This window comes from Variovorax sp. GW821-FHT09B05, from assembly GCF_059418265.1.
Genome location: NZ_JBWKPN010000020.1, coordinates 17,102 through 42,385 on the forward strand (window position 1 = coordinate 17,102; position 25,284 = coordinate 42,385).

Here is a 25,284-nt window from a genome sequence, read left to right on the forward strand (position 1 = left end):
GGCTCTTGCAATCCGGATGGCGCATCGCCATCCTCGATCTCAGCACTTCCCAGGCTTCACTGGACATCTCTTCACTGTGCCGTACGCGCATGGTGGCGCGATGACGGTGCGGCTTCTTCGAAGCTCATCGCGCCACCATGCGCGTACGGCGTCGAGTGGAGCTGTCCAGTCTTCAGGCTCTTCGACGAGATTCCCGTCCCGTTCGCATCTTTTTTTCCAGTGCATCGGTCCATGCGGCGCACACCGCCCATGACCCCACCCTCTCCCTCCTCCGTACCCGATTCGGCGCTCACGCGCGAGGAGCTCTACGCGCGCATCCGCGGGAGCTCCAAGCAGGAGGTCGTGCTCGAGGAGATGCAGCGCCTGGGCTTCTGGCCGCGCGACACGGCGCAGCCCACGGTCGAGGCGCAGTTGATCCGCCGCGAGGGCGAGCTGCAGGCCGCGCTGCGCGATCTCGGCGACGAGCTGCGCGGCATCGAGGACCGCGAGACCGCGCTCAAGGCCATGCGCAAGGAGCGCATGGCGCGGGCGCGCGAGCGCCGTGAAGAAACCCGCCAGCGCCTCGCGCAGCAGCGCCATGCGCGCGCGCTCGACTGGCATGGCCGGCGCCAGCGCGAACTGCTGTACCTGGGCGAAGGCGTCTCGGGCGGGCTCAACGCGGCGCGCAGCGACGAGCAGGCGCTCGCGCGCCATGCGCTGCCGGCGCTGCACGACGCCACCGATCTCGCGCGCGCCATGGGCCTGGAACTCGGGGAACTGCGCTTCCTGGCCTGGCACCGCGAGGTCGCGCGCGTGAGCCACTACCAGCGCTTCACCGTGCCCAAGAAGACCGGCGGCGAACGCCGGATCTCGGCGCCGATGCCGCGGCTCAAGCGCGCGCAGTACTGGGTGCTCGACAACGTCCTGGCCAAGGTGCCGGTGCACGAAGCCGTGCACGGCTTCCTGCCGGGCCGCTCGATCCTCAGCAATGCCGCGCCGCACGTGGGGCAGGCGGTGGTGGTCAACCTCGACCTCAAGGACTTCTTTCCCTCGATCGGCCTGCGCCGCGTGCGCGGCGTGTTCCGCCAGCTCGGCTACTCGCCGCAGGTCGCGACCCTGTTCGCGCTGCTTGCGACCGAGGCGCCGACCGACGAGATCGAGCTCGACGGCGAGCGCTACTTCGTCGCGCGCGGCGAACGCGTGTTGCCGCAGGGCGCGCCCACCAGCCCGATGCTCACCAACGTGCTGTGCCGCCGGCTCGATGCGCGGCTGGCTGCCTGCGCCGCCAAGCTGGGCTTTCGCTACACGCGCTATGCCGACGACCTGAGCTTCTCGGCCGATGCCGAGCATGGCCGCGACGTCGGCAAGCTGCTGTGGCGCGCCAAGCAGATCGTGGCCAGCGAAGGCCTCGTGGTGCATCCCGAGAAGCAGCAGGTGATGCGCCGCCACCAGCAGCAGCACGTGACCGGCATCGTGGTCAACGACAAGCTCTCGACCGACCGCGACACCTTGCGGCGCTTTCGCGCCGTGCTGCACCAGGCCGAGCGCCACGGTCCGCAGGGTCTGCACTGGAACGGCCAGCACGACCTGATCGCCGCGCTGCGCGGCTATGCGAACTTCATCGCGATGGCCGACCCCGCGCGCGCCGAACCCTACCTGCGGCGCGTGAAGGCGCTGGCCGCGAAGCATGCGTCGGCGCCCGCTGTCGCGCCGGCGACGTCCCGCGCGCCGCTGCCCGTGGGCCACTTCCGCCAGCAGTCGGCCGCCGGGCTCGCGCCGCTGCCCACGTGGTGGCAGCCCGCGCGCGCGCCCGAGCCGGTGCTCGAGAAGACACCCGAGCAGATCGCGGCCGAGAAGAAGGCGAAGCGCGAGGCCGAGCGCGAACGCCAGCGCGCGCTCGACGACACGCAGCGGCGCGAACAGGCACCGCCACGCAACGACACGCGCACCGCCGAGCCCGCGGCGGCTCCGCCACCCGCGAAGCCACGCAGCGCGCTGTCGCTGCTGGGCCTGTGGGTCAGCATCGCGATACAAGGCACCTATGTGCTGGGCTTCCTGCTGTCGCTGCGCGATGCCTGGCTGATCGGCCTCGTGACGGGCGCGATCTGGGTCGCCAACATCTACCAGCGCAAGGCCGGCTGGATGCGCTTCTTCATCGCGCTGATCGCCGGCTCGGGACTCTCGGCGGTGCTGCGCAAGATGTGGTCCTGAAAAGGCCGGCCCCAAAAGAAGAATCGCCCCAAAGGGCGATGCACTTCTAGCTTCTAGCTTCTAGGACGCGGCCGATGTCGATGGCCGCGACGCCACCGCGGGTGCCTGCGCCGGCGCACGCATGTCGAACAGCCGGCACTCGGTGGTGGCCTTGGCATACAGCGTGCCGTCCGGACCCACGAGGCTGGCTTCGGCCAGCGCCACGCGGCCTTCGATGCGCGTGACCGTGGCCTCGGCGCGCACGCGCCGCACATCGAGCGTGAGGCCTTTCAGGTAACGGGTCTCGAGGCTGGCCGTGGTGTAGACCTGCCCCGGCGGCAGCGATGCGAGCACCGCGCAGCCCAGCGCCGAATCGAGGATCGAGGTCATCCAGCCGCCGTGGATGGTGCCCATGGGATTGAGGTACTCGCGCTGCGGCGTGCCCTGGAACACGGCCGAGCCCGGGCGCGCGACGATCGCATAGAAGGTCAGGTGCTTGGCGAACTCCGCATAGGGAAGCTGGCCGTTCATCATCGCGTGCATCACTTCGAGGCCGCTCTTGCCGACGAGCTGCGCGGGCCGTGCCACACCGACACCGGGACCCGAATTAAGCAGTTCGACTACCTCGCGTTCCTCGGAGAGCCACAGGTCCAGTCGTTGTTCAGGCGTCATTTGAAAAGATCTCGAAAGCAATGCGGATCGGATCGGGAGAAGTGGCACGCGACGGTGCTTTCTCATGCATCTTCTTGTCGCGGCCAGTTTAGCAATTGCCTGCTGCGAAGACGATGCTTTCAAGCGCCCGCACCACGCATTCCTTGTCGAATCCTTAAGCCGTGTGCGTTAAGTGGCGCTGTCGCGCGCCGAACACAGCGCCGGCCCCGCGCGAACGATGGGCTTCACAGTTCGCGCGCATGCGACTACATTCGCATCCCTCGACAACCACGCACCACAGGAGGTATGCGCAATGAACAAGCCAGTCCTTGCCCCCACCACCGTCTCGGTGCACGGCCGCTCGATCGCGTTGCGCACACGCCGCTGATGCCTTCGCCTCGCTGAGCGTCGCAGCCCCCGCGCTGCACGCGACGCCGCCCCGCCCGAGATTCGCCAAGCCCGCCGCGCGCGCCATCGCGTGCGGCGCCCGGTCTTTCGTTTTCGAATCAAGGTGCTCACACCCATGCCCGATACAGCAGCCGCGCACGCGCGGCATCGTTTCGTTTTTCTCTCGACCGTCCGCATCGCCATCCTCCCCGCCCGCGCCAGGAAGGAGGTGGCCCCATGAAGATCCCGCCCCGACTCCAACCCCTGGTCGACGAAGGCCTGATCGACAGCGTCAGCCGCCAGCTCATGAGCGGCAAGGAGGCGATGGTCTACGTCGTGCACAGCGGCGACGAGGCCCGCTGCGCCAAGGTCTACAAGGAGGCCGACAAGCGCGCCTTCCGGCAAGCGGTGGACTACACCGAGAACCGCAAGATCCGCAACTCGCGCGAGCGCCGCGCCGTCGCCAAGGGCACGCGCTTCGGCCGCCGCATGACCGAGAGCCACTGGCAGAGCGCCGAGGTCGATGCGCTGCACCGGCTGGCCGACGCGGGCGTGCGCGTGCCCGAGCCCTTCGGCTTCTGGGAGGGCGTGCTGCTGATGGAGCTCGTGACCGATGCCGAGGGCGCGGCCGCCCCGCGGCTCAACGACGTCGAGTTCACGCCCGACGATGCGCGGCGCCATCACGCCACGCTGGTGCGCGAGGTGATGCGCATGCTGTGCGCGGGCATCGTGCACGGCGACCTCTCGGAGTTCAACGTGCTGCTCGGCGCCGGCGGCCCGGTGATCATCGACCTGCCGCAGGCCGTCGATGCCGCGGGCAACAACCATGCGCAGCGCATGCTGCTGCGCGACGTGGCGAACCTGCGCGAGTTCTTCGGCCGCTTCGCGCCCGAGCTGCACGAGACGCGCCATGGCGAGGAGATCTGGCATCTCTACGAGCGCGGCCTGCTGCGGCCCGAGACGCAGCTCAGCGGCGCGCCGCCGCGCGACACCGGGCCGGTCGACCTCGGCGAGGTGCTGCGCGCGGTCAACGACGCGCGCGCCGAGGAGGCGCTCCGGCGCGAGCGGCTGGCGAACCGGGGCGAGCCCTGAACCCGGCGGCGACAATCGGCGCAGCACCGCCCTTCCTCCTCCACGATGTTCCAGCCCCCCGACCTCGCGCCCTCCCCGCGTCCCGCGCGCCACTTCGCCTCGGCGCTCTCGCTGGCCGCGGCCTTCGCGCTCGGCGGACCGGCGCTGGTCCATGCGGGCGTGCGGCTCGACGACGACCGCGGCAGCGTGCTCGAGCTGCCGGCGCCCGCGCGGCGCATCGTCTCGCTGATGCCCTCGCTGACCGAGACCGTCTGCGCGCTCGATGCCTGCGACCGGCTGGTGGGCATCGACCGCCATGCCAACTGGCCGGTGGCGGTGCAGCGGCTGCCGCAGGTGGGCGGCATCGACGACGCGAACATCGAGCGCATCGTCGCGCTCAAGCCCGACCTCGTGCTGCTGCGCCCGCGCAGCCGTGCCGCCGAACCGCTCGAGCGGCTCGGCATCCGCGTGCTGGCGCTCGACGCCAAGACCCATGCCGACATGCGCCGCGTGATGGAGACCGTGGCGCGCGCCACCGGCCAGCCCGGCAAGGGCGAGGCCTACTGGCGCCGGCTCGATGCCGGCCTCGATGCCGCGCGGGCACGCGTGCCCGCGGGCTGGCAGGGCCGGCGCGTCTACTTCGAGGTGCATGGCGGCATGGCGGCCGCGAGCGAGAGTTCCTTCATCGGCGAGACGCTCGCGCGCCTGGGCCTCGCGAACGCGGTGCCCGGCACGCTGGGGCCGTTTCCGAAGATGAGCCCCGAGTTCGTGGTGCGCGCCGATCCCGACGTGCTGATGGTGTCGGCGCTCGGCGAGCTGTCGGCGATGGCCGCGCGGCCCGGCTGGTCGGCGATGAACGCGATCAAGCGCGGCCGCGTCTGCAGCTTCGCGTCGGCGCGCTTCGACCTGATGATGCGGCCCGGTCCGCGGCTGGACGAGGCGGCCGATGCGATCGTCGACTGCCTGCTGCGGCTCGGCGATCCGCGCTCCTGAGACGACGGGTCGCGCTCAGTCGGGCGCGTGGCGCACGACGAAACCGCGCACGGGCGCGATCCATTCGACCGCCGCGTCCTCGGGCCATGCCACGGCCGCGCCCTGCGCGCTGCCCGAGAACAGCATGCGCTCCTCGACCAGCAGGAAGCGCCGCGCTGCGGCCTCGTCGCCGTCCAGCACCTTCAGTGTCGCGCCGCCGAGGTCCAGCGACTCCCCGGTCTTCGGCGCGACCGCGCGCGCCTCGGGCCAGCCGACGGCCGATACCTCGCCGCGCGTGGCCAGCACCCAGCGCACCGGCCCGGGCGCCGCGGCGCGCAGCGCCTCGCCCGGCACCGGATCGACCAGCGCCCAGCCTTCGTCGCCTCCCACGAAATGGCTGTGCGTTCCATCGCCGCCCGTCACGCGCCACACGCGCGGCGACAGCCGCATCGAAAGCCCCGCCTCGTGCGCATAGCGCCCGCCGCCCTGCCCGTCGGGATCGACCAACGCCACCTCGTCGTAGGGCGCCTCGTCCACGTTCACCGGCCGCCGGCCTTCGGGCCCGTCGGCCAGCCGCGGCATATTGAGACGCACGCGCGCACGAGCGCGCGCCTGCGCGAGGCAATCGGCCACCGATGCGAAGCCCGCGAGCTCGAGCAGCACGCGCCGCGTCACGTTCATGAGCTTGAGCCCGAGTGCCGGGCTCGTGGCCTCGGCCGGCGGCAGCCAGCGGTGCTCGACGATCTCGAAGCCGTCGACCTGCACCTCCTGCCCCGGAGGCATGGCCGCGACGAAGAAGCGCGTGTCGAAGCGCCGCGGCATGCCGGGCGGCGTGAGCCAGTGGCTGAAATAGGCGAGCTGGTCGACCGCGAGCCGCCAGCCCTGGGCGTCGCACAGCGCGAGCAGCGCCTCGGTGCTGTCGGCCACGGCCGCGCGCATCGCGGCCAGCCGCTCGGGATCGATGCGATCGAGCGCGACCAGCGCGCCCTCGGCGTCGCTCGCGAACAGCACGCCGGCCTCCTCGAAGCATTCGCGCACCGCGGCGGCGTAGTAGTCGAGGCCGCCCGCGGGCAACGCGAGCCGCGCGCTCGCGGCCGCATCGTCGAGCCCCGCGCAGCGCGTGTGCAGTTCGCGGTCGTGCGCGTCGACCACGCCGCCCGGGAACACGCTGGCGCCGCTGTTCTGGTCGTCGGGCTTGTCGGCCCGGCGCAGCATCAGCACCTCGAGGCCGCCGGGCCCGTCGCGCAGCAGGATCAGCGAGGCGGCGGTGCGTATCGGGCGTGGCTTGGGCGGCGTGGCGTTCATGGGAAGCGATTGTCGGTCCGCGGCCGCCGGCCTGCTGTCACGCACGTCCACGGCTGAGCCGGGGGCCGGCCGCGCCGTCCTCGACCTGCCAGCCCTGCGCGCGCAAGGCCTCGCGCAGCCGGTCGGCCCGGGCCCAGTCGCCCGCGGCACGGGCCTCGAGCCGCTCGCGCGCCAGGGCCGCGATCGCTTCCGGCACCGCGTCGCCCTCCTCGCGCCACTCGGCCAGCCGCAGCCCCAGCACCGCCTCGAACACATCGACCGTGGCGCGCCGCGTGGCCGCCGGCAGGTCGCTGCGCACCAGCTCCCACAGCACGGCCAGGCCGCGCGGCAGGTTCAGGTCCTGCTCGACCTCGGCGCGGAAGCGCGCGACGAAGCCCGCGTCGGCCATGCCGCCCTCCGGCCAGCCCGCATAGGCGCGGCGCAGGCGGTCGAGCGCCGACTGCGCGCCCGCGATCGCGGCCTCGTTGAAGCGCAGGCTGCTGCGGTAGTGTGCGCCCAGGCACAGGTAGCGGTAGGCCAGCGGATCGATGCCGCGGTCGACCAGCGTCTGCAGCCGCACGAAGTCGCCGTCGGACTTCGACATCTTCAGGTCGTCGTCGAGCGTGAGGAAATGGCCATGCAGCCAGAAGTTGGCGAGCCGCGTGCTGTGGCAGGCCTGGGTCTGCGCGATCTCGTTGCTGTGGTGCACGCCGATGTGGTCCTCGCCGCCGCAGTGGATGTCGAACCAGGGCCCGAGGTAGCGGGCCGACATGGCCGAGCACTCGATGTGCCAGCCCGGGAAGCCGCGGCCCCAGGGGCTGTCCCATTCCATCTGCCGCTGGGCGCCGGGCGGGCTGAACTTCCAGAGCGCGAAGTCGGTGGCCTCGCGCTTGTCGCCCATCGCCACGCGCTGGCCCGCGCGCAGGCCGGCCTTGTCCAGCCGCGCGAGGTGGCCGTAGTCGTCCTGCTTCGAGGTGTCGAAGTAGATGCCGTCGGCGGTGCGGTAGGTGAAGCCCTTGCGCTCGAGCTCGGCGATGAAGGCGAGCTGCTCGGGGATATGGTCGGTGGCGCGCGGCCATTCGGCGGGCTCGCGCAGGTTCAGCGCGCGCCAGTCGGCGCGGAAGGCGGCGGTGAAGCGCTCGGCGATGGCCCAGGCCGATTCGCCCGCGCGCCGGCTGCCCTTCTCCATCTTGTCCTCGCCCTCGTCGGCGTCCGAGACCAGGTGGCCGACGTCGGTGATGTTGACCACGTGCCGCACCTCGTGGCCGCCGAATTCGAGCACGCGGCGCAGCAGGTCCTCGAACACGTAGGTTCGCAGGTTGCCGATGTGGGCATGGTCGTAGACCGTGGGACCGCAGCAGTAGAGCCCCACCGGGCCGGGGCGCAGCGGAACGAAGGGGCGCAGGGAGCGCGACCAGGTGTCGTGGAGGACGAGGGACATGCGTGTGGACTCTCGAGGTCGTTGCAGAAAACAAAAAGGCCACCGGTCTTGCAACGGGTGGCCATCGGGCATGCGGGTTCGCGCGAAGTCGCTCTAGCCGCCATCTCCCCATGGCCGAGCGCGACAGCAGGTGCCGGCGATGTGGAGGGAAGGACGGGTGAGCATGGCCGGAATCCTAGCCGCTAGGCCTGCCGCGGGTCAAACGCGGCCGCGTCAAGGTAGCGCGCGTCCCACGCCGCGGCCAGCGACTGCGCGCGATGCAGCGGCACGCGCGCGGTCTCGAAGCCGACCACGCAGGCCACGTCGGCCGACCCGGGCCGCGCGGGCGACTCGGCGCTGCGGCCATCGGTCAGCAGCCAGAGCCAGCGCCGGCGATCGGCATGGCGCTCGAGCAGCTCGTCGGCGCGCCGCACGCCCAGCGCCAATGGCGTGCCGCCGCCGGCGCCGATGGGCGCGATCCAGTCGTCGTTCCAGGCGCTGGCGCGGCGCGGCGGCAGCCGCAGCTCGACCACCGAGCCCGCGAAGCACAGCAGCGCGACATGGTCGCGGCGGCGGTAGGCCTCGTCCATCAGCGCGAGCAGCAGGCCCTTGGCGCGCGCGAGGCCGCCGTCGTTGCGCATCGAGGCCGAGGCGTCGAGCAGGAAGCAGTGCAGCGCGCCCTCGCGTGTCTCGCGCGGACGGCGGCGCAGGTGCTCGCGGCGCAGCGGACCGGCACCGCGCGCGACGAGCGTGCGCGGCCAGTCGAGCGCCGCATCGGCGGCGGCGATGCCATGCCAGGCCTCGCGGCCCGGCCCCGATGACGCCTGCCTCCGGTCACCCTGGCGCGCGCCAGCGGGTGCGGTGTTCCGGAGGCTCAGGCTTTTTTTGCGAGCGAGGCGGCCGGGATCAGCGGGCGCAGCGGCTTGACGCGCGCGACGCCGACGGGCTCGGGGGACAGCGCGCCCCAGTCGCCGTCGCCGCCGTCACCGGAATGGGCGCCGTCATCGATGGCGCTCTCACCCTCGGCGGCCGAGGGCGGCGGCGCGCTCGGCGCCTGCGCGGGCGGCGCCGCCTCCACGCCCGGCTTGCGCCGGTGCAGCAGCACGGCCTCGGCCACGCGCCGCACATGCTGCTCGCCGATGGCCTCCGCCCCTTCGAGCGCGGCCAGCGCGCGCGCCGCGCGCAGCATCACGAGGTCGGCGCGCAGGCCATCGACCTGCGCGGCGATGCACAGCGTGCCCACGGCCTCGTGCACCGCATCGCCATACGGCAGCGCGCTGGCATCGGCCAGCGTCGCGCGCGATCGCCGCAGCGACGCTGCGAGCTCGGCCTCGGTCGCCGCATGCCGCGCGCGAAAGCCCTCGGGATCGCTGTCGAAGGCCAGCCGCGCGCGCACCACGGCCTGGCGCTCGGCCCGGTCCTCGAGGTTGCGCAGTTGCACGCACAGGCCGAAGCGGTCGAGCAGCTGCGGGCGCAGGCTGCCCTCCTCCGGGTTCATGGTGCCCACGAGCACGAAACGCGCGGCATGGCGGTGCGAAATGCCGTCGCGCTCGACCACGTTCACGCCGCTGGCGGCCGCATCGAGCAGCGAATCGATCAATGCATCGGGCAGCAGGTTGATCTCGTCGACATAGAGCACCCCGCCATGGGCGCGCGCGAGCAGGCCCGGCGCGAACTTCAGCGCATGGCCGGCCAGCGCCTGGCCGAGGTCGAGCGTGCCGATCAGGTGCTCGAGGCTGGCGCCCAGCGGCAGGGTGACGAAGGGCGCGCCGGGCAGCAGCTCGGCCAGCGCGCGCGCGGCCGTGGTCTTGGCGGTGCCGCGCGGGCCCTCGATCAGCACGCCGCCGAGCGCGGGGTCGGCCGCGGCCAGCAGCAGCGCCTCGCGCAGCAGCGGCTGGCCGGCGATGGCGGAAAAGGGGAACGACGCCGGCAGCGGCGCGGCCTCGGCATTCGGGTGGGCGGTCATCGCGTATGTCCTTCCATCCGCTGCTCGTGCGCGAGCAGCAGGTTCTCGATGCGTTCTCGATAGTCGCCGGGCGACTGCCAGAGGCCGCGCTGCATGGCCTCGAGCAGGCGGCTCAGCATGTCGTGCAGCGCGCGCGGATTGTGCGTGTCGACGAAATCGCGGTTGTCGTCGTCGAGCACGTAGGCGTCGGCCACCATCGCGTACTGGTGGTCGCCGACCACGCGCGCGGTGGCGTCGAAGCCGAACAGGTAGTCGACCGTGGCCGCCATCTCGAAGGCGCCCTTGTAGCCGTGGCGGCGCGCGCCCGCGATCCACTTGGGATTGACCACGCGCGCGCGCACCACGCGGCCGATCTCCTCCTTGAGCGTGCGCACGCGCGGCGCCTGCGGGTTGCCATGGTCGCCGTGGTACATGGCCGGCTGGCGCCCGCTCAGGTGGCGCACGGCGGCGGCCATGCCGCCCTGGAACTGGTAGTAGTCGTTCGAGTCGAGCAGGTCGTGCTCGCGGCTGTCCTGGTTCTGCAGCACCACGTTCATTTCGCCGAGGCGCCGCACCAGCGCCTCGGTGGCGGGCACGCCGTCGCTGTCCTGCCCGTAGGCATGGGCGCTGCCGCCGACATAGGCGCCGGCGAGGTCGTCGTCGCTCTGCCAGTCGCCGCTGTCGAACAGCGGCTGCAGGCCCGAGCCATAGTGACCGGGCGCCGAACCGAACACGCGCCAGCCGGCCTGGGTGCGCGCGGCCTCGGCCGGCATTCCCCCGGCCTCGAGTGCCGCGGCCTCGCGCAGGATGCGCGCGCGGATCGGGTTGCGCTCGGCATCCTCGTCCTCCTGCGCGGCCACGGCCTGCACGGCCGCGTCGAACATCTGCACCGCGGCCGGGAAGGCATCGCGGAAGAAGCCCGAGATGCGCAGCGTGACGTCGATGCGCGGCCGCCCGAGGCCGACCGTGGGCAGCACCTCGAAGTCGACCACGCGCTGGCTGCCCGCGGCCCACTTCGGCCGCACGCCGATCAGCGCGAAGGCCTGCGCGAGGTCGTCGCCGCCGGTGCGCATGGTGGCCGTGCCCCAGACCGACAGGCCGATGCCCGCGGGATAGTCGCCATGCTCCTGCAGGTGGCGCTCGACCAGCTGGGCGGCCGACTTGAGGCCCAGCATCCAGGCGGTGGGGGTGGGAATGGCGCGCGTGTCGACCGCGTAGAAGTTGCGCCCGGTCGGCAGCACGTCGGGCCGGCCGCGCGAGGGCGAACCGCTGGGCCCGGGCGGCACGAAGCGGCCCCGCAGCGCGCGCGCCAGCTGCAGCAGCTCCTGCGCGCCGCAGGCATCGAGCGCGGGCGCGAGGCGCTCGGCGATGCGCCCCAGCACGGCGGCGGTGCGCGGCATGCCGGCCGGGCATTCGCCCGCTTCGACGAGTTGCGTCGCCAGCAGCTCGAGCCGCTCGCGCGTGTCGCCCTGGTGGCGCCAGGGGTCGTCGCTCACCGCTTGCAGCAGCGCGGGCCGCGCGCCCTGCCAGGGCGTCGCGGGCTCGATGTCGAGCGGATCGAAATGCTCGCCGGGCAGCAGGTCGTGCGACAGCGCACCGAGCAGCCCCGCATCGGCGCCGCTGCCATCGCCCGCCGGATAGCGCGCCAGCGCCAGCAGCGTGTCGCGCCGCAGCCGGCCCTCGGGCGAGGCGCCGAACACATGCAGGCCGTCGCGGATCTGGGTTTCCTTGAGCTCGCAGAGGTAGGCATCGACGCGCGCGAGCACGGCATCGTCCTCGGCGCCCGCCGCGTCGAGCTCGTCGACCAGGTGCTGGGCGCGCACGGCCGCGAGGATCTGGGCGCGCAGCACGCGTGCGCGGCGCGCATCGACCAGCAGCGCGTCGTAGTACTCGTCGACCTGGCGCTCGAGGTCCTGCATCGGGCCATGGTTCTCGGCGCGCGTGAGCGGCGGCATCAGGTGGTCGACGATCACGGCCTGGGTGCGGCGCTTGGCCTGCGCGCCCTCGCCCGGGTCGTTGACGATGAAGGGATAGACGTTGGGCAGCGGCCCGAGCACCGCGTCGGGCCAGCAGGCCTGCGTCAGCGCGATGCTCTTGCCCGGCAGCCATTCGAGGTTGCCGTGCTTGCCCACGTGCACCACCGCGTCGATGCCGAACACGTCGCGCAGCCAGAAGTAGAAGGCCAGGTAGCCGTGCGGCGGCACGGCCTCGGCGTCGTGGTAGCTCGCGTAGTCCTGCGAGCCCGAGAGGTTCAGCGCGCGCGCGGGCTGGATGCCGACGAAGACCTGGCCCAGCCGCAGGCCCGCGATCATGAAGCGGCCCTGGCGCAGCATCGGGTCCTGCTCGGGCGGGCCCCAGCGTTCGTCGATGGCCGCGGCCATGCCTTCGGGCAGCGCGGCCAGGCGCGCGCGGTAGTCGGCCAGCGCGTAGCTCTGCCAGGCGGGCCGCGCGGGCCATTCGCGCGGGTCGTTGGCGATGCCCTGCTGCAGGGTCTGCATCAGGCTGTCGCCATCGGCCGGCAGCGCCTTCGGATCGCCGAGCGCATAGCCTTCGGTGCGCAGCGTTCCGAGGATCGCGATCACCGAGGCCGGCGTGTCGAGCCCCACGCCGCTGCCGATGCGACCTTCGCTGCCCGGGTAGTTGGCGAGCACCAGCGCGAGCCGCTTGTCGGCCGCCGGCAGGCTGCGCAGGCGGCACCAGCGGCGCGCGAGCTCGGCCACGAAGGCGACGCGGTCGGGCTCGGCGCGGTAGCCGACCACCTCGGTCTGCGTCAGCTCGCAGCGATGCAGCAGGCCCTTGAAGCTCACGGCGCGCGTGACGATGCGGCCGTCCATCTCGGGCAGCGCGACCTGCATCGCGATGTCGCGCGGCCGCAGGCCCTGGCTGTCGGCCAGCCAGTCCTCGCGGTTGCCGCCGCTCACGATCACCTGCAGCACGGGCGCGTCGCCGGCCAGCGCGAGCTCACCGCCCTCGCCGGCGTCGTGCCCCAGCGCCGCGAAGGCGGTGGTGTTGAGCACCAGCTGCACCGCATGCGTGGCGCAGAGCTCGCGCAGCGCCGACAGGCACAGCGGTTCCTTGAGCGAATCGAGCGCCAGCGGCAGCGGGTTCAGGCCCTCGGCCGACAGTGCCTCGGCCAGCGCATCGAAGGCGGCCGTGTTGCCCGACAGCAGGTGCGAGCGGTAGAACACCAGCGCCACCACCGGCGCGCCGGGCCGCCAGCGCGCGCGCAGGTCGTCGATGCCGGGCACGGCCGAGGTGGCGGCCAGCCCCGGCACATGCAGCGCCACCTGCGGCAGGCTGCGTGGCGGCAGCGGCTCCTCGCCATGGCGCAGGCCATGGAAGGCCACCGCGCGCAGGAACTGCAGCGCATTGGCCGGCCCGCCCGCGCGCAGGTACTGCCACAGCCGGTGGCAGACGGCGCGCGGCGCGGTGCTGCGCGCGAGCAGGTCCTCGTCCTCCTGCAGGTCGCCCGAGAAGATGGCGAGCTGCTGGCCGTGCCGGCGCGCGAGCTTCTCGAGCTGCTGCAGGCCGTAGGGCCAGGCCGAGGCCGCGCCCAGGTGGTCGACCACCACCACGCGCGCATGCCGCAGCACCTCGTCGGCATAGAGGTCGAACGAGGCCGGCTGGCGCAGGTACATGAGGTTGGCCAGCCGCAGCGAGGGATAGCCGGGATCGCTGGCCGCGAGCGCGCCGCGCGCGGCCGACAGCAGGGCCAGCGTGGTGTCGGCCGAGCTGAGCACCACGATCTCGCCCGGCGTCTGGTCGAGCCGGGTGACGACGCCCGGGTCGTCCTCGACGAAACGTCCGGGCTGGGTGCTCAGCAGGTGCATCGTCAGGCCGGCAGCGCCGCGCCCTCGAGCACCTCGCGCAGCGCGGCCTCGTTCAGGTCCTCGCCGATGAAGACCAGCTGCGTGCGGGGCGCCTCGCCGTCGCGCCAGCGGCGGTCGAAGTGGTGGTCGAAGCGCCGGCCCACGCCCTGCACCAGCAGGCGCATCGGCTTGCCCGGCACGGCGACGAAGCCCTTCACGCGGTAGATGGTGTGGCGCTCGACCAGCGCGGCCAGCGCGGCCAGCAGCCGCTCGCGGTCCATCGCAGGCAGGTCGATCACGAGCGAGTCGAACTCGTCGTGGTCGTGGTCTTCCTCGTGGTCGTGGTGACTCTCGCGCAGGTGGATGGTGGTCTCGGCGGCGCGGCCCTGGCCCAGCAGCAACGCGAGCGGCAGCTTGCCCTCGGTGGCCGTCACGATCTTGACCTCGGGCGGCAGCTCCTCGCGCACCAGCGCCTCGACGCGCGCGCGCGCGGCCTCGTCGAGCAGGTCGGCCTTGTTGAGCACCACCAGGTCGGCGGCCGAGAGCTGGTCCTCGAACAGCTCGTGCAGCGGCGACTCGTGGTCGAGGTTGGGATCGGCGCGGCGCTGCGCGTCGACCGCCACCGGGTTCTCGGCGAACTGGCCCGCCGCGGCGGCCGGGCCGTCGACCACGGTCACGACCGAGTCGACGGTGAAGACGTTGGCGATGTCGGGCCACTGGAAGGCCTGCACCAGCGGCTTGGGCAGCGCCAGGCCCGAGGTCTCGATCAGCACGGCATCGAGCTGGTCGCGGCGCTCGGCGAGCTGCAGCATCACGGGCAGGAATTCCTCCTGCACGGTGCAGCAGACGCAGCCGTTGGCGAGTTCGTAGAGCGCGCCCTCGCGCTCGTTGCCCTCGTCGTCGCAGCCGATGCCGCAACCGCGCAGGATCTCGCCGTCGATGCCGAGCTCGCCGAACTCGTTGACGATCACCGCGATGCGGCGGCCCTCGGCATTGCCGAGGATGTGGCGCATCAAGGTGGTCTTGCCGCTGCCGAGGAAGCCCGTGACGATGGTGACGGGGATTTTTGCGTTGCTGGTGGTCATGGAGATTTCTTTCAGGCGCCGGTGTAGAGGCGACGTTCGACGAAGGCCGAGCCCTGCAGCCGACGCCAGGCCTTGGCACCGGCGAGCACGCCGAGGTCGACCAGCGGCTCGACCAGCACCACCGTCATGTAGGCGGCGCCGAAGCTGGCGATCTCGCCGAGGTTCGCGAGCCCGGTGCCGCGGCCGTAGAGCGCCCAGAAGCCGACCCACACCACGATGCCGCCCTGGTAGGCGACCGACAGCTTGAAGGCCTCGCGGTAGCCGATGTCCACATAGGCCAGCTTCTCGGGAATGATGCGGCGCGCGAGCACGGCCGTGGCGAACAGCGGCACCAGCAGGGTCGTGACGTTCATGCCGTACTGCGGCAGGTCCTGCGGCTCGAAGAACAGGCCCTGCACCAGCAGCCCGCCCGCCAGGCCGATGGCCGCGGGCGCGAGCCCGAACACCAGCAGCAAGGTGGTGCCGAGGATCAGGTGCACCTCGGACACACCCACCGGGTGGTGCGGCAGCACTTCGAAGAAGCAGAACACCAGCGCCACGGCGATCGCCGAGCGCAATGCCAGGGCGGCCAGGCCGTCCTTCAGCAGGGTGTCGAAAGCCACCTTGCCGGTGTAGGCGAGCGCCGCGGCGCCGGTGGCATAGCTGAGAAAGATCTTGGATCCGTCGACGAGACCGGGTTCGATGTGCATGGGACAGCTCCTGGATGGCACCGCAGTGCGAAAGTGGATTGGATCATGGACCCGCGATGGCAGGTCCGCGTCATGAACGTTGCGGCAGGCGCCGCGCGAGCGTCGCGGTGGGAGAACGCGAGCGCGGCCGCAGCCGGCGCCAGCCGATCACCACGCCGCTGGCCGAGGCCACGGCACCGACGATCGACAGCAGCCACACCACCAGGTCCCAGGCCGGCCGGTACTGGATCAGCCAGGGGAAGTCGAGGCTGTGGGCCGCATTGAACAGCCAGCGCCGCAGCCGCGCGTTGCGGTCGCTGCTGCCGGCCAGCTGGCCGTTCGCGGGGTCGATGTAGAGCCGGGTGCGCGCGGGGTCGTCGAACGCGAGGCGCCAGACCGGCAGCACGCGCTCGCGGTGGTGGCCGTACCAGTGGAAGTCGTAGTCGGTCTGCAGCACGGCCTCGCTCACCGTGGCGCCGGGCCGCAGCCGGGCGGCCGCGCGCACGATGTCCTCGCGCGCGATCGAAGCCGGCGCGCCGCTCGCGGCATCGACCACGCACACGCGCGCCTTCGCATCGCGCAGCTGCAGCAGCGGCCGGCCGTCGAACCATTGCAGCAGCGCCTCGCGCGGTGCCGCTGCGCCCTCGCCTGCCGGCAGCGTGGCGGGCGGCCACGGAAAGGTCGATATCTCGCCGCCGGTGTAGCGCGTCATCGCGGCCGCGTCGACCGGGTTGCGCTCGAACCAGCGGTTCGGGTTCATCGAGAGCCAGCCGCTCACGATCCAGGTCAGCACGAAGAAGCCGCCGACCAGGCCCGCGATGTGGTGCCAGGCCATCCAGCCGGTGTAGGGCGTGACTGCGCCGTTGCGGAAGCGCCGGCGCAGCCGGAGACGCAGGATGCCGATCACGATGCCGGTCACGGCCGAGACGATGCAGGCGGCCGAGAGCCACACCACCACGTCGTGCCACAGTGGCGGGTCGGCGCGCAGCGGCGTGAAGTAGATCCAGTGCGGCACCGAGCCGAGCCAGTTCCAGAAGCGCTCGGAGCGCGTGGTGTCGCGCACCACCTCGCCGGTGCGCGCCGACACGTAGAGCTCGGTGCCCGCCGCGTCGTTCAGTTCGATGCGGTGCAGCGGGCGCAGCGGGTTGAGGCCCTGCGGCACGGTCCACTGGTCGCGCTCGAGCGTCTCGGCCCAGCGCGCGCCGGGCTGGCCCGAGAAGTCGCGCGCCACGGCCTCGGCCTGCGCGGCGTCAGTGCCGGCCAGCAATCGGCCATCGCGCGCCGACACCGCATGCCGGCCGCCGCGCGCATCAACGATGCGCCACACCGGCTGCGGCTGCGCACCGCCCTGCATCTCGAGCGCGACGCGGCGCGGCGGCTGCTGGCGCGCTGCTTCGGGCAGGGCCTCGAGCGCGGCCACGGGCGAGACCCTGGCCTGGCCGACGTCGAGCGCGCGCAGCCCCGCGAGCCGCTCGGCCTCGGTGAGCGTGGGATAGCCCACGTACATCATCACCACGCCCGAGACGAACCACATGACGAACAGCAGGCAGCCGCCGATGCCGAGCCAGCGGTGGGTCCAGTAGAGCCAGTGGCGCACGAGCGGCCACGCGCGCTGCCAGGCAGTGCGGTCGGCGCGGGCGCGGGCGCGGCGCGCGGCGTGCGTCATCTCAGAAGTTCACCAGCGCCGACAGCTCGAAGGAGCGCGGACGGCCCAGCAGCCACTGGTTGCCGCTGTTCGAGAACGACAGCGGATAGCGGCGGTCGCCGAGGTTGTAGCCGCGCAGCGCGAGCTTGAGCGACTTGTTCGCCTGCCAGCTCACCGAGGCGTCGGCCACGGTGTAGGAGCCGATCTTGCGCGAGTTGGCCGCGTCGACCTGGCGCGAACCGACGTAGCGCACACCGAACTCGGCCTCCCACTGCGGCAGGAAATGCCAGTGCAGGAACACGTTGGCCGCTTCCTCGGGCACGCCGAACGGCGTGTTGCCGGCGCGCGAGACCAGCCGGCCGCTCACGACCTCGTTGAAGTCGTCGTAGCGCGCGCGCAGCTTGGCCGCATTGGCCTCGAGCCGCAGCGTGGACGTCAGCGCGAGGTCGAGCGTGGCCTCGATGCCCTCGGACGACTGCTTGCCGACCTGCTGCGAGACGGTGGGGTTGTTCTGGTCGCGCGACAGCAGCTTCTTCTTCTCGATGCGGTAGGCGGCCACGGTCCAGGCGCCGCGGTTGTCGGCCAGCTGGCGCTTGTAGCCCACCTCGACCTGGTTGCCGGTGCTGAGGTCGAACGGCGCCTGCGTGGTCGAGGTGCTGATCAGCGAGGTCAGCGGGTCGGCCGCGTGCGCCAGCTGCGCATAGAAGGACTGCGAGGCATCGGGCGCATACACCGCGCCGATGCGGCCGGTGGCGTACTCGAAGGTCTTCGTGAGGCTGTTGGCCGCGTTGGCCAGGTCGGTGCGCGCCACCTTGGCATGGTCCCAGCGCAGGCTGGTGACCAGCGACCAGCGCTCGTCGAAGGCCAGCTTGTCCTCGGCGAACACGGCGTAGGTGCTGGTGCGGGTCCGATAGCGCGGCAGGTAGGGCGACGGCGACTGGTAGTAGCCGGGCAGGAAGACGAAGGGATCGACCACCGAGCGGCCGCCGTAGGGCGAGTCGCTCGAGTTCAGGAAGTCGATGCGGTTCACGTCGAAGCCCACCAGCACCTGGTTCTTCATGCCGAACAGTTCATGGCGGAAGGTGGCGTCGGTGCGGTTGCCGACCTGCTCCTGGTCGTGGCCGATCTCGAGGTAGTCGCCGCGCGTCACGCGGCGCGTGGCGGCATTGAAGGTATAGGTCTCGCTGTTGCGCCAATGGCGCTGGCTCGCGAGCCGGTAGAGCTGGTTGTGCACGGTGACGGCATCGCTGGGCGTCCACAGCGCGTCGAGGCGGGTCCACTTGTCGTCGTACTTGAGCTCGGCGTCGTCGACGTTGTAGTTCTGGTGCAGGGTCCGGCCGTCGAGGCGCCCGTCGATCAGCGGCACGCCCTGGTAGCGCTGTGGCGACTGGCGGCCCTCGTCGTGCGACAGGGTGAACTGCAGCTCGGGCGAGACGTCCAGCCGCAGCGCACCACCGACGGCCAGGCTCTCGCCCTCGCCGCGCGCCATGAAGCCGTGGGTGGCGCGGTGGCTGATGTCGAAGCGGTACGAAAGCTTGTCGTTGATCGCGCCGCCGCTGCCGAAGGCGGCCTGGCGCGTGGCGTTGGAGCCGTAGCTCAGCAGCGCCTCGTTGTGGATCGGTCCGCGCGTGGGCTTCTTGGGCACCACGTTGATCGCGCCGCCGATCGCGCCTTCGCCGTACATGACCGAGGCCGCGCCGCGCAGCACCTCGATGCGGTCGACCGACCAGGTGTCGAACGGGAAGGTGACGGTGCCCGCGCCCGCGAACAGCCGCGTGCCGTCGAACAGTTGCATCACCGAGCCATGGCCCGAGAAGCCGCGTGCGGCCATCGAGGTGCCGCCGTTGCCCGGCGCGGGCGAACCCGTGATGCCGGTGGCGCGGGTGGCGGCGTCGATGACGGAGACGTCGCCGCGCGCGCGGATGGTTTCGCCGGTCAGCACCTCGATGCTGGCGGGCGTCTCGAGCGGCGTGAGGCCGAGGCGGCTGCCGGTCTGCGTGGGCTCGGCGAGCGACAGCGCGGCCTGGGCGCCGGCCTCGACCTGCACCGGCGGCAGGCTGGGGGCGGCCTGCTGCGCGAAGCCGCTGCCGGCGCCGAAGGCCAGGCCGATCGCGGCGGACATGCCGCCGAGGCGGCGGGCGGCGGGGCGACCCCGGTGGCGGTGCGGGCGGCGGCCGGCCGCGCCCGTGCGATCGCCCGACGGCGATGCGTGATCCATGTGACTTCTCCTCCGACCCGCGTCCCCGCAGGTTCTCTGACCGAACGTGGACACGGCGGGAAGTCAATCGATGGCCGGGACCGGCGGCGGGAAAAGCAAGCGCTTCGCCGGCCGGCGGCCCGGACACGCACTCCCGCAGCGTCCGAGGCGGTGACGAAGGCCGGTATCCGGGCTCGCGGAGCGCAGCGGCGCGCAGTCGAAACTGCAGCGCCGTTGCGGAAGCCCTCGCCTTCCCACGCCTTGGGGGCGCAGTGGCTGCCGATGCCCTGGGGGCATGGCGTGAGGACTTCCAGATCCGCTGACCGTTGCGGGGGCAGCGCAGGAATGGAGGCGTCGATCCGTGAACCGACGCGTCGCACCTGCTTCCCGTTTAACCCCGTGGCCATGGCATGCATGGCTGGCGGGGCACCTTCGAACCGTGGTGCCGGTGCGGTCTTTGCTTTTAGAAGAAAGACTGCACCGAACGGCGGGGATTATAGGGAGCGGGTGCCGCCGGGGACGTCCGGCGTTCGGGTGTCCTGCGGCCGGCCCGGGCCTTCGGTGCCGAACAGCCGGCGCAGCACGCTGACGCCGGCCACCAGCGCATTGGAATAGCTGGAATGCGGCTCGATAGCGGCCTCGAGCGGCAGGTAGGAATGGACCGCGCCCTCGCCCGCGGCATCGTCGACCGCCTCCATCAGCACCCAGTAGAACTCGCCGGGCTCCAGCTCGTGGACGGTCAGCGCGAGGTTGCGGGGCGACGGCGACAGGGTGGCGGGGATGGTGTTCACGCGAAGCTCTGGAAGGTGGGCGTTGGCGAAAGCGGCGCAGCGCCGGGATCGTAGACACGCCCTGTCACAACGCGCGGGCACTTCATCACGTTCACCGCCGGCGAAAACCCTGTGTGCTTCCTGCGGCAGACGGTGGCGCCCACCGTTCCCAGCTTCCGGGCTTCTCCTACAGGCGGGCGTTGGTGCGCGACCTAAGTTTTGCCCATGGATCAAACACCCGCGGCACGCCGCAAGCCCAGACGACAGGAGGCCCCATGAAGCGATTCACCCTGGATCCCTCGATGCGAGCGACCATCGGCGGCGCGTTCTATCCCACCGGTTACTCGGTGGTGATGTTCGCGAGCGCCGAGGACGCCGAGCGCATCGGCCGCCAGCTCGTCGAGCAGGGCGTGAGCGCAGACGACATCTTCCTGCTGCCGCCCCGGACGGTGCTGGCCGAGATCACGCCCACGGTGGCCGATGCGGACAACCCCCTGCCCTCCGCGGGCACCGAGGGCGCGACGGTGCGTGCCTACACCAAGCTGGCGCGCGAAGGCCACACGGCGCTGCTGGTGCGCACCGAGGAACAGGAGGATGCCGAACGCATGATGGAGGTGGTGCGCACGGTGCCGTACTCGATCGCCCAGCGCTATCGCATGCTGGTGATCGAGGACCTCTGAGCCGCGTTAGGCCGGCGCGCCCGGCACGGTGGGCGCGCCGTTCGCGCCATGGGGCGCGGGCGGCGCCACGGCGCGGTGCACCACGTCGCGCGCCATCGCCTGCGCCAGCTCGTGCTCGCCGAGGAACACGGTGGCCGAGACCTCGCGCGTGAGCAGATCGGCTTCCGCTTCGTTGTGGCTGCGGATGACGGTCTCGATGCTGGGGTTGAGGGTGCGCGCGGTCTCGATCATCTGCCGCACGTTGAGCGCGGCCGGCGTGGCCACCACCAGCACGCGGGCGCGCGCGATGTGGGCCTGGATCAGCACGGCGGGATCGGCCGCGTCGCCATAGACGGCGGCACCGCCCTCCTCGCGCAGCTTCTCGACCAGCTCGCGGTTCTGCTCGGCCACCACGTAGGGGATGTCGTGCGCCTTGAGCTCGGCCGCGATGCGACGCCCGACCCGGCCGTAGCCGACCAGCACCACCTGGCGCGAGAGGTAGCGCGCCTCGGTGCTCATCGGCAGTTCGGCCAGCGGGTCGTCGCGCGCCTCGAGGCGGCGCGCGAACGAGGAATGGGCGTGCAGCCATTTCTGCAGCGGCGCGATCAGGCTGAACCACAGCGGATTGGTGGCGATGGAGATCAGCGCGCCGGCCAGGATCAGGCTCTGGCCCTCGGCGGGCATCAGCCCGAGCGAGACGCCCAGGCCCACGAGGATGAACGAGAACTCGCCGATCTGCGCCAGGCTGGCGCTGACGGTGAGCGCGGTGGCCAGCGGATAGCGCAGCACCAGCACCAGCGCGGAGGCCGCGAGCGACTTGCCCAGCACGATGACCAGCACCACGGCCAGCACCTGCAGCGGGCGCTCGATCAGCACCGAGGGATCGAACAGCATGCCGACCGAGACGAAGAACAGCACGGCGAAGGCGTCGCGCAGCGGCAGCGATTCCTGGGCGGCGCGGTGGCTGAACTGCGACTCGCGCATCACCATGCCGGCGAAGAAGGCGCCGAGCGCGAAGGAGACGCCGAACAGCGCGGCCGAGGCGAAGGCGATGCTGACGGCGGCGGCCACCACGCACAGGGTGAACAGCTCGCGCGAGCCGGTGCGCGCGACCTGCCAGAGGATCCACGGGAACACGCGGCGCCCGACGATCAGCATCAGGGCGACGAAGCCGCCGACCTGCAGCAGCGTGAGGCCCAGGGTCTGCCACAGCGGCGAGGCATCGGTGCCGGCGGCGCGGCCGCCGAGGGTTTCGGCGAGCGGGGGCAGCAGCACGAGCACCAGCACCATGGCGAGGTCTTCGACCACCAGCCAGCCGACGGCGACGCGGCCGGTGAAGGAATCGAGGATGCCCAGGCTCTCGAGCGCGCGCAGCAGCACGACGGTGCTCGCGACCGACAGTGCCAGCCCGAACACCAGCGCGGCACCCAGGTTCCAGCCCCACCACAGCGCGAGCCCGCCACCGAGCAGCGTGGCCACGGTGATCTGCGCCAGCGCACCGGGCAGCGCGATCTTGCGCACGGCCAGCAGGTCGTCGAGCGAGAAATGCAGCCCCACGCCGAACATCAGCAGCATCACGCCGATCTCCGCCAGCTGCGCGGCGATGCCGGCATCGGCCACGAAGCCGGGCGTGAAGGGACCGATGATGACGCCGGCCAGCAGGTAGCCGACCAGCGCCGGCAGGCGAAGGCGCGCGGCGAGAAAGCCGAACACCAGGGCCAGGCCGAGGCCGGCGGCGATCGTGTTGATGAGTGAGACGCTGTGGGGCATCGGCCGATTTTGCAGGAACGTGGGGGGATCGTTCATTACACGTATGCAAGGCGGTTGCATTTCTCGGGGTTTGTTCTTTCGGGGCGCGTGCACAGGACACCGGGTACTCCCCTCCGCGAATGTCCCCCGCCCTTCGGGCTCCTCCTTGATTTCGCTGCGGGGAGTACCCGGTGCCCTGTGCACGGGAGGCGCTGCGCTCCGGTGGTCCGCTTGGGAAGCTGCGGGCATGAAAAAACCCGCCGAAGCGGGTTTGTGTTTTCTCGCGAAGCTCGCTCAGTGCATGTGCAGGCCGCCGTTGACCGAGAAGTCGGCACCGGTCGAGTAGCCGCCCTCGTCGGTGGCCAGCCACGCGATGATGGAAGCGATCTCGCTCGGCTCGCCCAGGCGCTTGACCGGGATCGTGGCGACGATCTTGTCGAGCACTTCCTGGCGGATGGCCTTCACCATGTCGGTGCCGATGTAGCCGGGGCTCACGGTGTTGACCGTCACGCCCTTGCCCGCGAGCTCTTGCGCCAGCGCCATCGTGAAGCCGTGCATACCGGCCTTGGCCGCCGAATAGTTGGTCTGGCCCGCCTGGCCCTTGGCGCCATTGACCGAGCTGATGTTGATGATGCGGCCCCAGCCCTTTTCGACCATGTCGCCCACCACCTGCTTGGTGACGTTGAACATGCTGTTGAGATTGGTCTCGATGACCGCGCTCCAGTCCTCGGGCGTCATCTTGAGGAACATGCGGTCGCGCGTGATGCCGGCGTTGTTGACCAGCACGTCGATGGCGCCGTGCGCCGCCTTCGCGGCCGAGAAGGCCTCGACCGTGGATTGCCAGTCGCCGACATTGCCGACCGAGGCGTGAAACTCGAAGCCCAGGGCTTTCTGTTCGGCCAGCCACTTCGAATAGTCGCGGGTGGGACCGCAACCGGCGACGACGCGGAAGCCGTCCTTGTGGAGACGCTGGCAGATGGCTGTTCCGATGCCACCCATGCCTCCAGTGACATATGCAACTTTCTTGCTCATGAGAAATTCCTTGTGTGTACTTGTCGAAAGCCTTTGAACGGCCGCCTTCACTCTAGCGAGTTTCGGACCACCCTCCGTCTCGGGAAAAACACTGACCCGCCGTGTTTATCGGGTGTCACGATGTATTCGCGGTACGGCGTTCCATCCATTCTCCACGCGGGCAGATACGCTCTTGCGTTCGCTTCGTTTCGAAGGAGTTCCAAAGTATGAATGGCGATCTCAGCGTAAGTCCCGAGGCGGCAAACCCTGAGCCGCTCGCGGTGCTCGCCGCGCGCGTCGGTGCGTTGCTGCGCGAGCGCGGCGAGACGGTGGCGGTGGTCGAGTCCTCGGCCGGTGGCCTGGTGTCGGCCGCGCTGCTCGCGATCCCCGGTGCCTCGGCCTACTTCCGTGGCGGCGCGGTGGTCTATTCGCGGCGTGCGGGCCGCGCGCTGCTCGGGCTCACGGCCGAGGACATGACCGGCCTGCGCGGCGAGACCGAGCCCTATGCCTTGCTGGTGGCGCAGCGCGTGCGCGACAACCACCATTCGGGCTGGGGCATCGCTGAGAGCGGCGCGGCCGGTCCCTCGGGCAGCCCCTATGGCGATCCGCCCGGGCGGGTGTGCCTCGCGGTGGTCGGCGGGCCGGACTCGGTGTCCCGGAGCCGCACCATCGAGACCGGCGGCAACGACCGGCCCGCGAACATGGACCTGTTCGCGCGCCACCTGCTCGCGCTGTTCGAGCAGGTGCTGCGCGCGGGCTGACTACCTCATGCCTTAGTCGGCCTGGACGCCGGCCGCCTTGATCACCTTGCCCCACTTGTCGATCTCGGCCACCAGATGGGTACGCAGGCCCTCGGGCGTCTGCTTGTCGAGCGGCACGATCTCCGAGCTCAGCTCGGCCAGCCGCTGCTTCACCATGTCGTCCTGCAAGGCCGCGCGCAGCGCGACGTTGAGCTTCTCGAGCACCGCCGGCGGCGTGCCCTTGGGTGCGTAGATGCCGTGCCAGACCTTCACGTCGAAGCCCTTCAGGCCCTGCTCGTCGAGCGTGGGCAGATTGGGCATGCTCGACAGCCGCTTGGGCGTGGTCACGCCGAACACCTTCACGCGCGTGCCGTCCTTGATCACCGGCGCGGTCTGCGTGGTCTGGTCGCACAGCAGGTCGACCTGCCCGCCCATCAGGTCGTTGAGCGCGGGGCCGGCGCCCTTGTAGGGCACGGTCGTGAGCTGCACGCCGATCTGGTGCGCGAACAGCATGCCGCACAGCTGCGAGACCGCGCCGATGCCGGCATTGGCGAGCGAGACCTTGTCGCGGTTGGCCTTCACGTAGGTCAGCAGCTCCTGGAAGTTGTTGGCCGGGAAGTCCTTGCGCGACAGCAGGGTCATCGGCACGTCCATCACCTGGCCGATGTACTCGAAGTCCTTGAGCGGGTCGTAGTTGAGCTTCTTGTAGAGCGCGGGCGCGGTCGCCATGCCCATGTGGTGGATCAGGATGGTGTTGCCGTTGGGCGCGGCCTTGGCCACGCGCGTCGGCGCGATGGTGCCGCCCGCGCCCACCGTGTTCTCGACCACCACCGTCTGGCCCAGCGACTTGCCCATGGGCACGGCGAGCATCCGCGCCACCACGTCGGTGGGGCCGCCGGCCGAGTACGGCACCACCATCACGATCGGCTTGTCGGGCCAGGCGCCCTGGGCCGAGGCGCTCCAGGGCGCGGCCACGAGGCCGATGGCCAGGGCGGCGGCCGCGGCGAGGCGCAGGGGGCGGCGCTGGCGCGCGGGGTTCGATGCATTCATGT

At 71.4% G+C, this 25,284-nt stretch carries 19 protein-coding genes and 1 riboswitch; of the genes, 5 read left to right on the forward strand and 14 right to left on the reverse strand.

What is annotated here, in order from left to right; all coding sequences use genetic code 11:
• The first annotated feature begins 249 nt into the window (after positions 1-249).
• Positions 250-2,190, forward strand: a complete 1,941-nt coding sequence (locus tag AC07RM_RS35265; RefSeq protein WP_495337448.1) for a reverse transcriptase family protein — start codon at positions 250-252, stop codon at positions 2,188-2,190.
• A gap of 60 nt (positions 2,191-2,250) precedes the next feature.
• Here AC07RM_RS35265 and AC07RM_RS35270 read toward each other — a convergent pair whose 3' ends face one another.
• Positions 2,251-2,841 carry a PaaI family thioesterase gene (locus AC07RM_RS35270; RefSeq protein ID WP_495337449.1) on the reverse strand — a complete coding sequence of 197 codons (591 nt, stop codon included), beginning with the start codon at positions 2,839-2,841 and terminating at the stop codon, positions 2,251-2,253.
• Positions 2,842-3,444: 603 nt separating this feature from the next.
• Here AC07RM_RS35270 and AC07RM_RS35275 point away from each other — a divergent pair.
• Entirely contained in the window at positions 3,445-4,299 is an 855-nt protein-coding gene (locus AC07RM_RS35275; protein WP_398496383.1) for a PA4780 family RIO1-like protein kinase, read from the forward strand.
• A 45-nt stretch (positions 4,300-4,344) separates the two neighbouring features.
• Positions 4,345-5,271 (forward strand): ABC transporter substrate-binding protein, encoded by a 927-nt coding sequence (locus AC07RM_RS35280; RefSeq protein ID WP_093342842.1) that lies wholly within the window; start codon positions 4,345-4,347, stop codon positions 5,269-5,271.
• Positions 5,272-5,286: 15 nt separating this feature from the next.
• Here AC07RM_RS35280 and AC07RM_RS35285 read toward each other — a convergent pair whose 3' ends face one another.
• The 10 genes from AC07RM_RS35285 to AC07RM_RS35330 form a co-directional block, all read right to left on the reverse strand.
• Entirely contained in the window at positions 5,287-6,555 is a 1,269-nt protein-coding gene (locus AC07RM_RS35285; RefSeq protein ID WP_495337450.1) for an NUDIX hydrolase, read from the reverse strand.
• A 37-nt stretch (positions 6,556-6,592) separates the two neighbouring features.
• Positions 6,593-7,975 (reverse strand): cysteine--tRNA ligase, encoded by a 1,383-nt coding sequence (gene cysS / locus AC07RM_RS35290; protein ID WP_495337451.1) that lies wholly within the window; start codon positions 7,973-7,975, stop codon positions 6,593-6,595.
• 182 nt (positions 7,976-8,157) lie between these two features.
• Positions 8,158-8,595 carry a vWA domain-containing protein gene (locus tag AC07RM_RS35295; RefSeq protein WP_413763896.1) on the reverse strand — a complete coding sequence of 146 codons (438 nt, stop codon included), beginning with the start codon at positions 8,593-8,595 and terminating at the stop codon, positions 8,158-8,160.
• Positions 8,596-8,828: 233 nt separating this feature from the next.
• Positions 8,829-9,920 (reverse strand): magnesium chelatase ATPase subunit I, encoded by a 1,092-nt coding sequence (locus AC07RM_RS35300; protein ID WP_495337452.1) that lies wholly within the window; start codon positions 9,918-9,920, stop codon positions 8,829-8,831.
• The gene (cobN, locus tag AC07RM_RS35305) at positions 9,917-13,729 is read right to left on the reverse strand and encodes a cobaltochelatase subunit CobN (protein ID WP_495337453.1); all 3,813 of its coding nucleotides are present in this window, start codon (positions 13,727-13,729) and stop codon (positions 9,917-9,919) included. Before cobN ends, AC07RM_RS35300 begins: the two co-directional genes overlap by 4 nt.
• Before the next feature lie 2 nt (positions 13,730-13,731).
• Positions 13,732-14,793, reverse strand: a complete 1,062-nt coding sequence (gene cobW / locus AC07RM_RS35310) for a cobalamin biosynthesis protein CobW (protein ID WP_495337454.1) — start codon at positions 14,791-14,793, stop codon at positions 13,732-13,734.
• Between the two features lie 11 nt (positions 14,794-14,804).
• Positions 14,805-15,482, reverse strand: coding sequence for an energy-coupling factor ABC transporter permease (locus tag AC07RM_RS35315; RefSeq protein WP_296797354.1), 678 nt, complete (start codon positions 15,480-15,482; stop codon positions 14,805-14,807).
• 70 nt (positions 15,483-15,552) lie between these two features.
• A complete protein-coding gene (locus AC07RM_RS35320) occupies positions 15,553-17,127 on the reverse strand; it encodes a PepSY domain-containing protein (protein WP_495337455.1) in 1,575 nt (524 codons plus the stop codon).
• 1 nt (position 17,128) lies between these two features.
• A complete protein-coding gene (locus AC07RM_RS35325) occupies positions 17,129-19,324 on the reverse strand; it encodes a TonB-dependent receptor (protein WP_495337456.1) in 2,196 nt (731 codons plus the stop codon).
• Between the two features lie 141 nt (positions 19,325-19,465).
• Positions 19,466-19,751, reverse strand: a riboswitch (cobalamin riboswitch).
• A 46-nt stretch (positions 19,752-19,797) separates the two neighbouring features.
• Complete coding sequence (locus AC07RM_RS35330) at positions 19,798-20,094, reverse strand: hypothetical protein (RefSeq protein ID WP_281078545.1); 297 nt, start codon at positions 20,092-20,094, stop codon at positions 19,798-19,800.
• Positions 20,095-20,348: 254 nt separating this feature from the next.
• Here AC07RM_RS35330 and AC07RM_RS35335 point away from each other — a divergent pair, with 254 nt between their 5' ends.
• A complete protein-coding gene (locus AC07RM_RS35335; RefSeq protein WP_495337457.1) occupies positions 20,349-20,753 on the forward strand; it encodes a hypothetical protein in 405 nt (134 codons plus the stop codon).
• Between the two features lie 6 nt (positions 20,754-20,759).
• Here the strand turns inward: AC07RM_RS35335 and AC07RM_RS35340 are convergent, their stop codons facing one another.
• Both AC07RM_RS35340 and phbB read right to left on the reverse strand, forming a co-directional pair.
• A complete protein-coding gene (locus tag AC07RM_RS35340) occupies positions 20,760-22,502 on the reverse strand; it encodes a cation:proton antiporter domain-containing protein (protein WP_495337458.1) in 1,743 nt (580 codons plus the stop codon).
• A 273-nt stretch (positions 22,503-22,775) separates the two neighbouring features.
• Positions 22,776-23,513 carry an acetoacetyl-CoA reductase gene (gene phbB / locus AC07RM_RS35345; RefSeq protein ID WP_093342858.1) on the reverse strand — a complete coding sequence of 246 codons (738 nt, stop codon included), beginning with the start codon at positions 23,511-23,513 and terminating at the stop codon, positions 22,776-22,778.
• Positions 23,514-23,719: 206 nt separating this feature from the next.
• Between phbB and AC07RM_RS35350 the strand changes: the two genes are divergently transcribed.
• Positions 23,720-24,253, forward strand: a complete 534-nt coding sequence (locus AC07RM_RS35350; protein WP_495337459.1) for a CinA family protein — start codon at positions 23,720-23,722, stop codon at positions 24,251-24,253.
• Positions 24,254-24,265: 12 nt separating this feature from the next.
• On the opposite strand, the gene AC07RM_RS35355 is transcribed toward AC07RM_RS35350, so the two are convergent.
• The gene (locus AC07RM_RS35355; RefSeq protein ID WP_208507527.1) at positions 24,266-25,282 is read right to left on the reverse strand and encodes a tripartite tricarboxylate transporter substrate-binding protein; all 1,017 of its coding nucleotides are present in this window, start codon (positions 25,280-25,282) and stop codon (positions 24,266-24,268) included.
• Positions 25,283-25,284: the final 2 nt, after the last annotated feature.

Bases quoted from the DNA above. Each gene is read 5' to 3' on its own strand.
- AC07RM_RS35265 (WP_495337448.1), top strand. From the start codon at position 250: ATGACCCCACCCTCTCCCTCCTCCGTACCCGATTCGGCGCTCACGCGC.
- AC07RM_RS35350 (WP_495337459.1), top strand. From the start codon at position 23,720: ATGAATGGCGATCTCAGCGTAAGTCCCGAGGCGGCAAACCCTGAGCCG.
- AC07RM_RS35325 (WP_495337456.1), bottom strand. From the start codon at position 19,324: ATGGATCACGCATCGCCGTCGGGCGATCGCACGGGCGCGGCCGGCCGC.
- AC07RM_RS35280 (WP_093342842.1), top strand. From the start codon at position 4,345: ATGTTCCAGCCCCCCGACCTCGCGCCCTCCCCGCGTCCCGCGCGCCAC.
- AC07RM_RS35340 (WP_495337458.1), bottom strand. From the start codon at position 22,502: ATGCCCCACAGCGTCTCACTCATCAACACGATCGCCGCCGGCCTCGGC.
- AC07RM_RS35320 (WP_495337455.1), bottom strand. From the start codon at position 17,127: ATGACGCACGCCGCGCGCCGCGCCCGCGCCCGCGCCGACCGCACTGCC.
- cobN (WP_495337453.1), bottom strand. From the start codon at position 13,729: ATGCACCTGCTGAGCACCCAGCCCGGACGTTTCGTCGAGGACGACCCG.
- AC07RM_RS35300 (WP_495337452.1), bottom strand. From the start codon at position 9,920: ATGACCGCCCACCCGAATGCCGAGGCCGCGCCGCTGCCGGCGTCGTTC.
- AC07RM_RS35335 (WP_495337457.1), top strand. From the start codon at position 20,349: ATGAAGCGATTCACCCTGGATCCCTCGATGCGAGCGACCATCGGCGGC.
- AC07RM_RS35275 (WP_398496383.1), top strand. From the start codon at position 3,445: ATGAAGATCCCGCCCCGACTCCAACCCCTGGTCGACGAAGGCCTGATC.
- AC07RM_RS35270 (WP_495337449.1), bottom strand. From the start codon at position 2,841: ATGACGCCTGAACAACGACTGGACCTGTGGCTCTCCGAGGAACGCGAG.
- phbB (WP_093342858.1), bottom strand. From the start codon at position 23,513: ATGAGCAAGAAAGTTGCATATGTCACTGGAGGCATGGGTGGCATCGGA.
- cysS (WP_495337451.1), bottom strand. From the start codon at position 7,975: ATGTCCCTCGTCCTCCACGACACCTGGTCGCGCTCCCTGCGCCCCTTC.
- AC07RM_RS35355 (WP_208507527.1), bottom strand. From the start codon at position 25,282: ATGAATGCATCGAACCCCGCGCGCCAGCGCCGCCCCCTGCGCCTCGCC.
- AC07RM_RS35295 (WP_413763896.1), bottom strand. From the start codon at position 8,595: ATGCGCAACGACGGCGGCCTCGCGCGCGCCAAGGGCCTGCTGCTCGCG.
- AC07RM_RS35285 (WP_495337450.1), bottom strand. From the start codon at position 6,555: ATGAACGCCACGCCGCCCAAGCCACGCCCGATACGCACCGCCGCCTCG.
- cobW (WP_495337454.1), bottom strand. From the start codon at position 14,793: ATGACCACCAGCAACGCAAAAATCCCCGTCACCATCGTCACGGGCTTC.
- AC07RM_RS35315 (WP_296797354.1), bottom strand. From the start codon at position 15,482: ATGCACATCGAACCCGGTCTCGTCGACGGATCCAAGATCTTTCTCAGC.